The sequence below is a fragment of the Microbacterium sp. CGR1 genome, assembly GCF_001266755.1.
Taxonomy (GTDB): domain Bacteria; phylum Actinomycetota; class Actinomycetes; order Actinomycetales; family Microbacteriaceae; genus Microbacterium.
In genome coordinates this window covers 3,401,257-3,414,678 of record NZ_CP012299.1, presented here as the reverse complement: position 1 = coordinate 3,414,678, position 13,422 = coordinate 3,401,257, and the positions used below count along the sequence as shown (strand labels likewise).

Here is a 13,422-nt window from a genome sequence, read left to right as displayed (position 1 = left end):
GATCGTCGACCGTGCGAGAACTCCTCCCCTCCTCGATCGTCGGAAGTCTGCCCAAGCCGGCGTGGCTGGCCCGGCCCGAAGTCCTCTGGTCGCCGTGGGAGCTGCAGGGCGATGCGCTCGTGGAGGGCAAGCATGACGCCCTGCGCGCCGCAGTGCACGAGCAGCGTCGACGCGGGATCGACATCATCAGCGACGGGGAGCAGACCCGTCAGCACTTCGTCACCACCTTCATCGAGCATCTCGACGGAGTCGACTTCGAGAATCGGGAGACGGTCCGCATCCGCGATCGCTATGACGCGAGCGTGCCGACCGTCGTCGGCGCAGTGAGCCGCCGCGCGCCCGTGTTCGTGGACGACGCGGCCTTTCTGCGCCAGCAGACCGACCAGCCGATCAAGTGGGCGCTGCCTGGCCCGATGACGATGATCGACACGCTGTCGGACCGCCACTATCGCAGCCGCGAGAAGCTGGCATGGGAGTTCGCGACGATCCTCAATCAGGAGGCGAAAGAGCTCGAGGCAGCCGGAGTCGACATCATCCAGTTCGACGAGCCCGCGTTCAACGTGTTCTTCGACGAGATGAAGGACTGGGGCGTCGCTGCTCTGGAGCGGGCAGCAGAAGGACTGCGTGCGGAGACCGCGGTCCACATCTGCTACGGCTACGGGATCAAGGCCAACAACGATTGGAAGGCGACCCTCGGAGCCGAGTGGAGGCAGTACGAGGAGTCGTTCCCCCTTCTGCAGCGATCCACCATCGACATCGTCTCGCTGGAGAGCCACCACTCCCACGTGCCGCTCGACCTCATCGAGCTGATCCGCGGCAAGAAGGTGATGCTCGGCGCGATCGACGTCGCGAGCGAGCAGATCGAGACTCCGGAAGAAGTCGCCGACACCCTGCGGCGCGCGCTCGAGTTCGTCGATGCGGATTTGCTCATCCCCAGCTCGAACTGCGGGATGGCGCCCCTACCGAGGCGCGTCGCTCTCGACAAGATGAGCGCCCTGTCAGCGGGAGCGCGAATCGTGCGCGACGAACTCGGCGGCACCGGCGCCTGACCGCGCTCGAGCAGCCGCGTCGTGTGACTCACGCCCTCAGGAGGTAGCAGCGCTCCTCGCCGTACTTCGTGAAACCCGCTCGCGCGAGGATCGGCGCGGAGGTGGCGGTGCGCCCCTTCACCAGCGCCGTGGTCGCTCCCCGTGCCGCGCTCTGGCGAAGCCGCTCCACGAGGACGGCACGGTAGGCTCCTCGTCCCCGTGCCTGCTCGATCGTCGCCGCTCCCCAGAGGCGTGCGAAGCCGTCGACGATCGTGCAGCCGCCCGTGCTGACCGCCTCGCCGTCCGCGCCGAGCCGGGCGAGAACACGCACCTGCGTGCCTGCGTCGTACGCCGATGTGATCTCGTCGAGTTCGATGCGCAGGCCTTCGTCATCGAGCGGCTGCTGCTTCCAGACCGGCACATTGATCGCGTCGACTTCGCGAATCTGCTCGAGCTTCCGCACGACCTCCGCCCTGGCTTCAGGCGGGACATCGCTCGCAGCGCTGTCGATCGTGGCGCTGTCGATCCGGCTCGCGAAGACGGCTACGGTGTCGATGTGCTCGGCTCCGCGCCTGCGGAGCTCGGCTTCGAGATCGGGGCGGTCGGACGCGTTGGTCCAGAACCGCAGCTCGCTCTCGTCCCACGCCCTCGTGCGGTCGATGGCGTGTTCTACGACGGTCGCGGCATCCGCATCCGAGTCGACCTGAGAGCCGCGCACTCCGCCACCGAATCGCGTCGGATACCGCACCAGCTGCAGATGGCTCCGCTGCTGCTCGCTGCCGCGGGGGAACCACACCCACGCCGCCGAGGCTCGCAGGACATCATCGATCGTGTGAGTCATCGCTCTCCTCTGCCGACGGCGACCTCAGCTCGCCGCTCCGACCAGACGCGCGAAGGCGCTCATCCGAGCGACCCCCTCGGGAGTGCGCGGAAGATCGTCGAGCAGGGCCGGTGAGTGGATGAGGTACGCCGCGACCTGCGCCCTCGAGATCGCCACATTCAACCGATTCTGCAGCAGGAGGAACTCCGGGCCTCGCGGAGCATCGCGTCCGCTGGACGCCGCGAGCGAGGTGATCGAGACCACCGCCTCCTTGCCCTGGAAGTTGTCGACCGTGCCGACCGGGACGTCGTGGAAGCCCGCCGCGGCGAGCGCATCGTGCACGGTCTGACGCTGGGCGTTGTAGGGCGCGACGACGATGATGTCGTTCTGCGCCAGGGGGCGCGCCGTGGACTCTGCGTCATTGTCGGTGAACGTGCGTCCGACGAGACCGCGTACCAGCGCCACCACTTCGGCCGCCTCTTCCGGCGACTCTGTGGCGTTGCCTCGATGCCGCAGCGGGACGACGTGGAGCCCCGCGTCGACGCCGTCGATCGACCGCCTCTCGGTTCCGGGTGCCGAGGCGAGCTGGCCCGCGTACGCGAGCCTGGACACCGGGGCCGCGACGAACGGATGCATGCGCCACGATCTCGCGAGGAAGTAGCCGTGATCGGGCTTGATGACCGCGTCGCCGTCCATGACCCAGCCGAGCGCCGAAGTGTCGACCGGCTCGGGGTGCGCGCCCTGACTGACCTGAGGAAGCTGCTGCGGGTCTCCGAGGAGCAGCAGGTTCTTCGCTCCGGCCGCGACGGCGATCGTCGACGCGAGCGAGAACTGCCCTGCTTCGTCGACCACGAGGAGATCGAGCCCTCCGCGCTCGACGCGGGCGGTGTTGCTGAAGTCCCACGCTGTGCCGCCGACGACCGCACCGTGCTCGGCGTGCTCGGCGAGGAATGACGCCATGCCGTTCTTGGGGATGACGGTGTAGCCCGGCTCGACGGAGGGGTCTTTCGGAGCCTTGCCGACCTGACTCGCCGGCACGCCGCCGGCGACGACTCGTTCGAGGAGGTTCTCGATGATCGCGTGGGACTGCGCCACGACACCGATCCGGAAGCCGTGCTCCTTCACCAGCCGGGCGATCACCTGCGAGCCCGTGTAGGTCTTGCCGGTCCCCGGGGGGCCCTGCACAGCGAGGTAGCTGCGGTCGAGATCGAGCACGCCTCGGACGATGGCGTCGATCACGTCGTCGCCCTGCTCGGGCAGCGGACGACCGGACAGCGTGCGCGGAGGGATGCGACGAAGCACGTCGGTGGCCGCGTCACGCGGGAACCCGGGTGCGGCCGCGTGGACGGAGTCCGCCCACTCATCGATCGCGCCCTGCAGCGAGACGACGCGTGGCGGCGCAGCCGGAGTGAGAGCGAGGGGAAGCTCGTCCCAGGTCTGCCCCTGAATCGCCGTCTCGGTGATCAGGTAGCCGTCGTCGAGCAACTCGGCGACCGTGACGGTGTGAGGGACATGCACCGCTCGTGACGGTGCCTCGGTGTCGAAGGGAGCCGGCACCGGATACAGGGCGAACGGCTGCGCCCCGGCGCCCAGAGTGGTGCCCGGCGACACCTCGCCGCGGATCTCGATGTCGCGCGACATCACCCGTCGGCCCTCGCCGATGCTCCAATCCCTCTGCACGCGCGATGAGGCGCGGTCGATGCGCACGACGTCACGCGTGCCGTCCCACATCGTGACGGGTTCGCGCAGTCGCTGGAAGTGCGAGACCCAGAAGCTCTTCGCCTCGCGCGGGAAGTAGTCGATCGCCGCGGCCGCGATGCGATGCACCTGACCGTCGTCGCCTGCGTCGACCGCGCGCTCCGCATCGGCGAGCAGTGACACCGAGCGCGGTGACGGCTCGTAGATCACCTCGTCCGCTTCATCCGGCGGCGCCGGAGTCACGCCCTCAGCCCTCGCGATGTCGATCAGCCAGTTGCGGAGGCGCCGGGTGGAGACGCAGTCGTAGCGGTTGTAGTCGGCGAGGTCGGCGAACACGGCATCCGCTTCTTCCTGCTCCCCCGCCGCCGCGAGCTCTCGAGCCGCGACGTACTGCACGATCGAGTCATCGCCCTTCTGGACGTCGCTCGTGCGCACATCCGCGCCCATGTAGAGAGGCTCGAGCTTCTTGATGGAGTACGACCTCGTGCCGACCCGCACGGTCCGCAGCACGAGCGGATACAGGTCGACGAACACTCCTTCACGCAGCAGTCGATCGATCTCGCCCTCACGGACGCCGTGCCGCGCCGCCATGGCCACGAGGTGCGAGGTCTCATACGGGGCGTAGTGATAGATGTGCATGCCCGGATGAGCCGCACGCCGCAGCTTCACGAAATCGAGGAACCTCTCGAACGCCTCGCGTTCCGCCGCGAAATCGTGTGCCCAGAGCGCGGTGTACTGATCGGAGTTGTCGACCCATCCGAAGAGGTAGTCGATCCCCCAGTGAGCCTGACCGTCCGGCGCCGGCTCGGTGTAGAGAGGGTCACCCTCGAAGTCGAAGAAGATGTCTCCGTGGCTCGGCACCGGGAGCGTATGGATCGCGGCCGCGTAGTGCACGTCATAGGTCGGCGCACCGTCGGCATCCGCCTGGATCTGCAGTCGGGCCTGTGCCCTCAGAGTCTCGAACGTGTCGGTGTTCATGCCGTCAGGGGGCGTGGGCGCCTCTGCCAAGGCGTCGATGGTCTCGATGCCGGCGGCTCTCAGTCGCGCACGCTGCACGGGCCGCATGCGGGCGACCATGAGGAGATCTCGGTGCGCGATCACCTGTTCCTCGCAGGTGGCGCAGCGCCCGCACGCCACGACCTCGAGATCGCCGCGGTCGTCGCCCCACGCCAGCGCGGCCCCGGCGGAACCGTCGTCGATGCGACGATCTGCGATGAGCGCGCGCAGACGCGCCCGTCGCACCTGGAACAACGGGAGGAGGTCGTCGACGGAGTGGGTGCTCACTGAGCCGTCGCCGAGGATGAGGTCGACCTCGTCGGATCGTGGGATGCCGAGCCGATCGAGCTGATCGACATATGCCGCGAGCTGCATGAGGGCCGTGACCCGCGCTTTTCGGGCGAGCTTCGAATCCTGCACCCGCCAGCGACCGTCGTCGTCGCGCTTCAGGAAATCTGCGAATCCCACGAACTCGGGTGTAGCGAAAGCCGCCTGGAAGACGACGACAGCGTCGGAGCCGAGTGCCTGAACCGTCTCTTCGACCGCCGCCGCCAGGGCAACTGCGTCGACGGACGACACCTTCTCGACGAGATGCACCCGATCGGCGCCGAGATCATCGAGATAGCGCGCCAAGACGTTCCGCTCATGCACGTCTCCGAGCAGCGCCGCCCGCGCCAGCGTCGCGTCTTCGGGCTCGTCGACCGCGGGGACCCGCCCCAGCTTGGCGTCGATCGCACGGCACCACGCGAACTCGCATTCGGCGGCCGCCTTGAGGTCGCTCGCGCTCCAGATGACGCGCTGCGCCTGAGTGTCGATCCGCACGATGCTCCCGTTCTGTCGGACACTTCGACACTAGCCGCGGCATCCGACACGGGATCACGATGGGCCGCTCAGCGCCACCAGGAGTCGTCGGGCGTGACCGGCAGGTTGCGCTTGTGCTGGGTGGCGAGATAGCGCGACTCGATGCGCCCGGCGACCTCCGGGTCGACCTGGCGCCCTTCGAGGAAGTCGTCGATCTGCTCGTAGGTGAGTCCGAGCTCGTCCTCATCGGCGCGACCGGGCTGACCGTCGAGCAGATCGGCGGTGGGCACCTTGTAGGCGAGCTGGTCGGGAGCGTCGAGGAGCAGGAGAAGCGAACGCCCCTGCCTCTTGGTGAGCCCGGAGAGCGGGAGGATGTCGGCGGCCCCGTCGCCGAACTTCGTGTAGAAGCCCGTCACGGCCTCAGCCGCGTGGTCGGTGCCGATCACGAGCAGACCGTCGTGGCCGGCCAGCGCGTACTGCGTCACCATGCGCACTCGCGCCTTGATGTTGCCGCGATTGAAGTCGCTGATGTCGCTCGTGACGGCGAACTCGATGTCCTCCTCGACGCCGTCGACGCCGTTCTGGATGTTCACCTCGACCGACGCATCCGGCTCGATGAACTCGAGTGCTGCCTGGGCATCCGCCGCGTCCTTCTGGATGCGGTACGGCAGCCGGACGGCGAGGAACTTCGCCTCCCCGCCCTCTGCTCGCACCCGCTCGACGGCGAGCTGCGCCAGACGACCGGCGAGTGTCGAGTCCTGACCGCCCGAGATGCCGAGCACGAAACCTTTCGCGCCGGTGGTGCGCAGGTAGTCGACGAGGAACTGCACGCGGCGCTCCACCTCGATCTCGGGGTCGATCTCAGCCCTCACGCCGAGCGCTTCAGAAATCTGCTGCTGCAGGGTCATGTGTTCCTCCGGTCTACCCGACGTCAGTATCCTCCTCCAGTGTTACATCGAGATGACGTGGATCGCACGCGCGTGACTCCGCGGCGGCCGATGCACCTGAGAGGATGGCGGAGTGAAACTTCTCGTCGCAGCCATGGCCTCCGAACTCGCAGCGTTCCCGGAGGAGCTCGAGGGATTCGACCAGCTCGTGACCGGCGAGGGCAAGATGCAGGCCGTCTACGCCCTGACCCGTGCGCTCGACGCCAAGGAGTACTCCGAGGTCGTGGTCGTCGGCACCGCCGGTGGGATCGACCCTGAACTCGAGGCGACGGTCCACGAGATCGGCAGCGCGCTGCAGCATGACGTGTTCGACCTCGACGGTGTCGCAGGGCAGCACGTCTCCCTGCCGGCGCGCGTGTCGACGGGCCGCGAGGGTGTGCTGATCGCGACCGGAGACAGCTTCGTCGGCGATGCGGGGATCACGGCCGTCATCCGGCCGTCCGGTGCGGGACTGGTCGACATGGAGACCTATGCGTACATCTGGGTCGCCGAAAAGTTCGGGGTGCCGATCCGTGCTTTCCGAGCGATCTCCGATCGAGCCGAGGACGGTGCGCTCGTCGACTTCCGCGAGGCGATCGCCCGCTGCAGCGTGCAGCTGCGCGACGTGATCCGTCGGGAGTACGGCGTCTGAGACGGGCACCGCGTCGGTGCGGGGTCTCAGCGCGTCTCGATGACGCTCGGCCCGTTCGGCGTCGCGCGTACGGAGAGCTGCGCGGGGATCTGCTCCTGCATCGCCTCGACATGGCTGATCACCCCGACGGTGCGACCGCCCTGTCGGAGCTCGTCGAGGGTGCGCATAGCGACGTCGAGCGTGTCGCCGTCGAGGGATCCGAACCCCTCGTCGATGAAGAGGGTGTCGAGACGGATGCCGCCGGCTCGCGCCGTGACCACCTCGGCGAGTCCGAGAGCGAGGGCGAGCGAGCTCAGGAACGTCTCGCCTCCTGACAGGGACTGCGCTGGCCTTGTCTGGCCGGTGAATGCGTCGAACACGACGATCCCGAGCCCGGATGCCGCGCCGCGCGCGGCGAGCGCGTCGGAGTGACGCAGTTGGTAGCGCCCGGTCGACATGTCACCGAGGCGTCGATTGGCCGCCTGGACGATCTCCTCGAGCTCCGCGGCCAGCACGAACGTCTCGAGGGTCATCTTGCGCGTGTTCGCACCGCGCCCGGCGATGGTGTCGGCCAGGTTCTGCAGGACTTCGTACTCGGCGGCGTCCTCCGCGGTGCGCGCGTGCTCGGCGGCGGCGGCCTCGATGAGTGCTGCGAGCTGCTCCGCCACGGCGGCAGCTCGCCCGGCTTCGTCGACCGCTGCCGACCAGCGCTGCCGAGCGGCGAGGGACCTCAGCTCGGCGGGATCGAGGTCGATCGGCTCCTCGGGCAGCGTGCGCAGTTCGAGGTCGAGGAGGATCGCGCGCTCCTTCTCTCTGAGCACGGCATGCTGCGTGATCCGGCTCTCGAGCGCCGCCTGGGAAGCGGCGGAGCGCAGCGCCCGCTCGACAGCGGCCACGTCGGGAAACTCGGAGGCGGCGAGTGCGGCGTCCCGCTCGAGCATCGCCGCGGTCGCCGCCTCTGCTCTGCGCTCACGTTCGGCCGACGCCTCGACCAGCGCGAGAGCAGCCTGAACTTCATCGAGCGTCGCAGCGAGCCGCGCTGCCACGGAGTCGAACGGTCCTTTCGCGTCGGCGATCGCCTGACGCGCCTCGGCCATGCGCTGAGCCACGAGCGAGTGCTCCTCGCGGGCTGCGGCCAGCGCGGCGGTGTCACGTTCGCGATCGATCTCGAGCCGCCGGATGCGTTCGATCAGGGCGTCGCGCCGCTGTTCGAGCATCGTCCGCTCGCGCGAGGCCTCGACGCTCTCCGCGTGTGCGGCGGTCGCGTCGTGCAACTCTGTGGCAGCCTCATCGGCTGCTCGGCCGTCGGCCCGGGTGACTGCGGCGGCGAGATCCGCACGCAGCGACGACACGTGCTCGGCGGCGTCCCGCTCCCGCCGGGCGATGATGTCGCGCTCGGTCTCGGCTTCGTCGACGTCGTCGGCGGACACCGGATCCGTGTGCACGGCGGGAGCGGGATGCTCGGGGGATCCGCATACCGGACACGCCTCGTCGTCCTGCAGGGAAGCCGCCAGCTCTCCCGCGATGCCGTCGAGGCGCCGCTGTCTGAGCTGAGCCAGCGCCGTCTGGGCCGCGGCGAGCGCGGCGCTGGCCTCAGCGAGCTCTCGCTCCGCGCCGCCGTGCGCGACGCGGAGGCGTTCCGCCTCGAGCGCCGCCGCATGCCGCACGGCGGCACCATCTCGCAATGCAGCGAGGTCCGCGACGCGATCGGCACGCTGCCTCGCGGCGTCGCGGTCCAGAGTGAGCTGTTCGAGCTGTCCCGGAAGAGCGAGGCGATCGGCCTCCGCGGCCTCGATCCGCGCGGTCGCCGCCGCCACGGCATCCGCGGCCGCGGTGAGTTCGGCGTCGAGAGCGGACGCGGAACCCTCCAGTTCCGCCGCCCGCTGCCACGTGCCCGTCTGCCTGGTGCGTTCAGCCGCCCATTCCGCGAGATCGTCCGTGACGATGTCGTGAGCCGCCCACACGGCGCGTGCGCGCTTCTCGGCTTCGACCGAAGCATCGAGCGCAGAAGACGCCGTCGCCGCGGCCGTGATCGGGCCCCGAAGAAGCTCCGCAGTCCGAGCCTCGTGCAGTTCCGTGCGCGCGTCCGCGATCCGAGGCTCCTCGGCCTCGAGACGATCGAGCGCTGCCCTGGCACGATCGCGCTCGATCTGCGCCCTCTGCTCGTCTCGCAGCGTCGCGAGCGCCGCATCCGCGGCATCCGACTCCTTCTCGGCGTCGACACGCTCCGCCGCGCGACGCTCGGCGCGGTAGTCCGCTCGAGCCTGAGCGCGACGCAGACGGTCGAGACGCTCGTCCGTCGTCATCACGAGGGACTCCGCCTCACTCGAAGCGGTGTCGCCTCCCTGCGCGTCGGTGTCATGCCCGAGGTCGGCGTTGTCGACCAGTCGCTCGCCTTCGTCGAGGCGGACTGACACGGTGGCGAGACGGGCTCCGAGCGACCGCTCCGCCGCCTTGCGTCGCTCGTCGAAACGTGTCTGCACGTCCTCGAACCGCTCGGTGCCGAACAGCCGCCGCAGCAGTGCCTGCCGCTCACGGCTGCCGGCGAGCAGGAACTCCGAGAAGCGGTTCTGCGCGAGCAGGATCACCTGCAGGAACTGCTCACGGCTGAGCTGCAGGATCTCGTCGAGTTCGTAGGCTGCCTCGCGCTCCTTCGCAGCGAGTCCGATCCACTCGCCGCCGACCAGCGTGTCGAGCTGCACGGCTGCCGACTGCACCGTCATCCCGCCGCCACGCTTCTTGGGCCGCTCGTACTCGGGCGAACGTGTGACCCGGTATCGGCCGGCCGGAGTGCTGAACTCGACGACGACCTCGGTGACGTCGTCGGGCTCGCAGTGGTCGCTGCGCAGTCGCTTCTCGCCACCCTCGTACCGTGGCACCCCACCGTAGAGAGCGAAGCAGACCGCATCGAGGATGCTGGATTTGCCTGCTCCCGTGCGACCGGCGATCAGGAAGATGCCGTCGTCTGCGAAGGCGTCGAAGTCGACGACCTGACGATCGCGGAACGGCCCGAAGCCCTCGACCTCGAGGAGGTGCAGCTGCATCAGAGCGCCTCCTTCGCTGTCGGAGAGTCTTCGCGTCGAGCGGCCACCGGACTAGACGAGGGCTTCTGCACGAACGCGGTCATCGAGCACCTCGCGGATCAGCTCGGCCTCGCGCTCGGTCGCCCCGTGTCCTGAGCGGACGTGCTCGAGGAAGGCCTCGATCCGTTCAGGATCGGTCACGGCACCCTGCAATCTCTCGACGTACGACCGCTCGATCGTCTCCGAGGTCTGGGACGGCTGATGCTGCACCATCGCGCAGTGCGGATACCGCTCACGGAGTCGGCGCATCGGCTCTGTCTGGGCGAGCGCGTCGGTGTAGACCGCGCAGACCCAGTCCTCCGCGTGAGCGGCGACGTTCTCGGTCGACAGGATCTCCTCGAGGGTGCCCGTGAGCGTGACGAGACGGCGAGGCACGGGGAGCTCGAGCCACTCGACCGATGCCAGTCCGGTCGCGTCGAGCTCGACCAGCCAGGACCCGCGCGGCTTGTTCTGCTCGCCGAAGCTGTAATGCAGGGGGGCGCCCGAGTAGCGCACGCGCTCGCTGATCTGCTGGCGCCCGTGGATGTGACCGAGGGCGACGTAGTCGGGACCGTCGAACACGGTCAGCGGCACGACGTCGAGACCGCCCTGCCGGACCTCGCGCTCGAGGCCCACCGTGGCGTCGACCCCGGCGGAGAAGCAGTGGGCGATCGCGACGGACCGGCCGGGGTGTTCATTCATACCGACCCGTACGAGGTCCATGGCGTGCGCCAGCGTCTGCGCCTGCGTGCGCAGTTCGGCCCCGTTCCAGTGCTGTCGGACGATGGCGGGCTCGAGGTAGGGGATGCCGAAGAAGTGCACGGGGCCGTCGGCGTCTGTCAGTGTCACCGGAGTGCCGATCGCGAGGGGGTCGGTCAGCACATGGATGCCGTCACGCAGCAGTCGCGCCTGGAACCCCAGCCGCGCGGCGGAGTCGTGGTTGCCGCTCGTGACGATCACACGGGCCCCCGTCTCGTGCAGCGCCACGAGAGCGTCACCGAGAAGCGTGTACGCGGGGCCGGCGGGGGTCGCCGAGTCGAACACGTCGCCGGCGACGATGACGACGTCGACCGCGTGGTCGCGAACCTGCGCCGTGAGCGCCCCGAGCACCTCGGCCAGCGCGTCCATGGTCGAGTTGCCATGGAAGGTGCGGCCGATGTGCCAGTCGGAGGTGTGCAGGATTCGCATACTCACACGCTACGAACCCCCACCGACATTCGGTCCGAGGCGTGCCGTGGCGCCCGTTCCCCGCATCGAGATCTCCGCGATCCGGCCGAGAGAGGACGCCACGACGACGTCAGTGCGCAGCGACGGCCAGTCCCGGCTGCGCCGGCATCAGCTCGTCCTTCGTGCCCCGCACCATCACCGCGGCGATCACGGCGGCGACGAGCATGAGGATCGACGCGACGATGAAGACCCAGCCGTAAGCGTCGGTCAGCTGCCCGGGGTCGAGATCCGCCTGGGCGTGCCCTCCGACCGACGCGGCGTACACGGCTGTGAACACCGACAGGCCGATCGATCCGCCGATCTGCATGGCCGAGTTGGCGACTGCCGACGCGATGCCCGCGTCGTGCGGAGCCACTCCGGTGAGAGCGAGGTTCTGCAGCGGGATGAAGACGAAGCCCATGCCGACGCCGAGCAGCACGAGCGCCGGGGCGATCTGCACCAGGTAGGCGCCGTCCGGGGTGATGCCCGACAACAGGAACAGACCCGCCGCGGCGATGAGCGGTCCGACGATCATCATCGGCCGCGGTCCGATCACTCCGAGCAGCTTGGTCGCGATCGGGGCGATGATCATCGTGGCGATCGGCAGCGGCAGGGTCGCCGCGCCCGCCTGAAGCGCGCCCATCCCGAGCACGAACTGCAGGTGGAAGGTCAGGTAGAGCGTCGCGCCGATCATGATCGCTCCGGCCACGCCCTGGATCAGGAACGCACCACCCCTGACCCGGTCCGCGACGACCCGCAGCGGAAGGAGCGGCTGGGCCACGCGGCTCTCGACCCAGACGAACGCGGCGAGCAGCACGACTCCGAGCACGAGGAAGGTGATGGTGAGCGGGTCGCCCCAGCCGTTCTCGGCGAGGCTGAACCCGTAGACGAGGGAGCCGAGACCGAGGGTCACGGTGATCGCGCCCCAGACGTCGTAGCGGTTGTCGCCGTCCGCCTTGCTCTCCGTCAGGAAGAGCGCTCCGCCGATCAGTCCGATCGCGACGAAGAACAGGTTGACGAGCAGGCACCAGCGCCAATCGGTGAACTCCGTGAGGAATCCGCCCAGGAGCAGACCGACGGCCGCTCCTGTTCCTGCGACCGTCCCGAAGACGGCGAACGCCGTGTTGCGCTCCTTCCCGGAGGGGAAGGTCACGGTGAGGAGAGCGAGGGCGGCGGGAGCGAGGAGCGCGGCGAAGACCCCCTGGAGGCCGCGCGCGAGGATCAGCTCCCAGCCGGACTGCGCGAGGCCGCCGAACAGGGACGCCGCGCCGAAGCCCACCATCCCGATCATGAAGGTGCGCTTGCGACCGAGGTAGTCGGCGATGCGTCCTCCGAGCAGAAGCAGCGCGCCGAAGGCGAGGGCGTAGGCCGTGACCACCCACTGACGCTGGCCGTCGCTCAGACCGAGCGATGCCTGCGCCTGCGGCAGGGCGATGCTGACGATGGTGCCGTCGAGGACGACGATCAACTGCGTGAGGGAGATGACGACGAGCGCCCACCACCGTGTCTGGGGGCGGGCGCGCAGGGACGATGACATGGAAGAACCTCCGGTGTCGGGGACGATGCCGGAGGTTTCGAGCCTCGGACCAGCGCGCGTCAGCGCCTGACCACCTCAGCCGACGGGGCTGAGCAGAGCATCCATATTACCGGAGGAATGACGCCGCGTAACACAGCGTCACACGTCGATGCGTCAGCGCGAGCGCAGCAGAGACGCGTGCTCGGGATGCGCCTGGAACCAGTCGGCGACATACCAGCACACGGCGTCGACCTTGCGATCTCCGCGCTCCTCGATCTCGGCGACCGCTCCCTCCACGACGACGCCCGCGTAGCCGTGGCCGCGGAAAGTCGGGATGGTGAAGGCTCGCGTCAGGGCGATCGTGTTCCCGTCGTCGCGATAGTCGAGCACGCTGACGAGCTGCCCGTCGCGCGTCAGCGTGTACCGCGAGGCGTCCTTCTCATCAGTGAGGATGAAGCCGGCAGCGAGGGTCGAAGTGGTCACCTTCTCCACGTTACGCCTCGCTCCCCGGCCGGCGGCCGTTTTGACACGCGCGGACTTCTTCCGACATAATCCCCCCATGACTACCAACGCAAGCCCTTTGTCCGCCCAGGAGGCGAACAGGACTGCCGGGATGATGATGCCCGGTCGCGTTGGCATGTGTTGCCGAATGTGTCGCTGAACGAACAGCCACTCCGTCTGACCTGACTTCTCGCGATCTGCGAGGACTGGTCTCCGAGCACCCACCCCGTGCTCGCT

General features: G+C 68.8%; 9 protein-coding genes. 2 read left to right on the top strand and 7 right to left on the bottom strand.

Translation table 11 applies throughout. The features are described 5' to 3' along the window. Nucleotides 1–11 precede the first annotated feature (11 nt). The gene (locus AKG07_RS16290) at nucleotides 12–1,049 is read left to right on the top strand and encodes a methionine synthase (RefSeq protein WP_150115157.1); all 1,038 of its coding nucleotides are present in this window, start codon (nucleotides 12–14) and stop codon (nucleotides 1,047–1,049) included. 28 nt (nucleotides 1,050–1,077) lie between these two features. Here the strand turns inward: AKG07_RS16290 and AKG07_RS16285 are convergent, their stop codons facing one another. From AKG07_RS16285 to nadE, 3 genes are all read right to left on the bottom strand, one after another. Then, nucleotides 1,078–1,869, bottom strand: a complete 792-nt coding sequence (locus AKG07_RS16285; protein WP_053098840.1) for a GNAT family N-acetyltransferase — start codon at nucleotides 1,867–1,869, stop codon at nucleotides 1,078–1,080. Between the two features lie 24 nt (nucleotides 1,870–1,893). Continuing rightward, nucleotides 1,894–5,364 (bottom strand): TM0106 family RecB-like putative nuclease, encoded by a 3,471-nt coding sequence (locus AKG07_RS16280; RefSeq protein WP_082297992.1) that lies wholly within the window; start codon nucleotides 5,362–5,364, stop codon nucleotides 1,894–1,896. A gap of 68 nt (nucleotides 5,365–5,432) precedes the next feature. Further along, nucleotides 5,433–6,251, bottom strand: coding sequence for an ammonia-dependent NAD(+) synthetase (gene nadE / locus AKG07_RS16275; RefSeq protein ID WP_053098839.1), 819 nt, complete (start codon nucleotides 6,249–6,251; stop codon nucleotides 5,433–5,435). 112 nt (nucleotides 6,252–6,363) lie between these two features. On the opposite strand from nadE, the gene AKG07_RS16270 reads away from it, so the two are divergent. Then, nucleotides 6,364–6,921, top strand: coding sequence for a phosphorylase family protein (locus AKG07_RS16270; protein ID WP_053098838.1), 558 nt, complete (start codon nucleotides 6,364–6,366; stop codon nucleotides 6,919–6,921). Nucleotides 6,922–6,947: 26 nt separating this feature from the next. Here the strand turns inward: AKG07_RS16270 and AKG07_RS16265 are convergent, their stop codons facing one another. The 4 genes from AKG07_RS16265 to AKG07_RS16250 form a co-directional block, all read right to left on the bottom strand. Then, nucleotides 6,948–9,944, bottom strand: a complete 2,997-nt coding sequence (locus AKG07_RS16265) for an AAA family ATPase (protein ID WP_053098837.1) — start codon at nucleotides 9,942–9,944, stop codon at nucleotides 6,948–6,950. 51 nt (nucleotides 9,945–9,995) lie between these two features. Next, the gene (locus tag AKG07_RS16260; protein WP_053098836.1) at nucleotides 9,996–11,150 is read right to left on the bottom strand and encodes an exonuclease SbcCD subunit D; all 1,155 of its coding nucleotides are present in this window, start codon (nucleotides 11,148–11,150) and stop codon (nucleotides 9,996–9,998) included. A gap of 109 nt (nucleotides 11,151–11,259) precedes the next feature. Further along, entirely contained in the window at nucleotides 11,260–12,705 is a 1,446-nt protein-coding gene (locus AKG07_RS16255) for an MFS transporter (RefSeq protein WP_053098835.1), read from the bottom strand. A 153-nt stretch (nucleotides 12,706–12,858) separates the two neighbouring features. Continuing rightward, on the bottom strand, nucleotides 12,859–13,167 hold the full coding sequence (locus AKG07_RS16250; protein ID WP_053099389.1) for a GNAT family N-acetyltransferase: 309 nt from the start codon (nucleotides 13,165–13,167) through the stop codon (nucleotides 12,859–12,861). Between the last annotated feature and the right edge of the window lie 255 nt (nucleotides 13,168–13,422).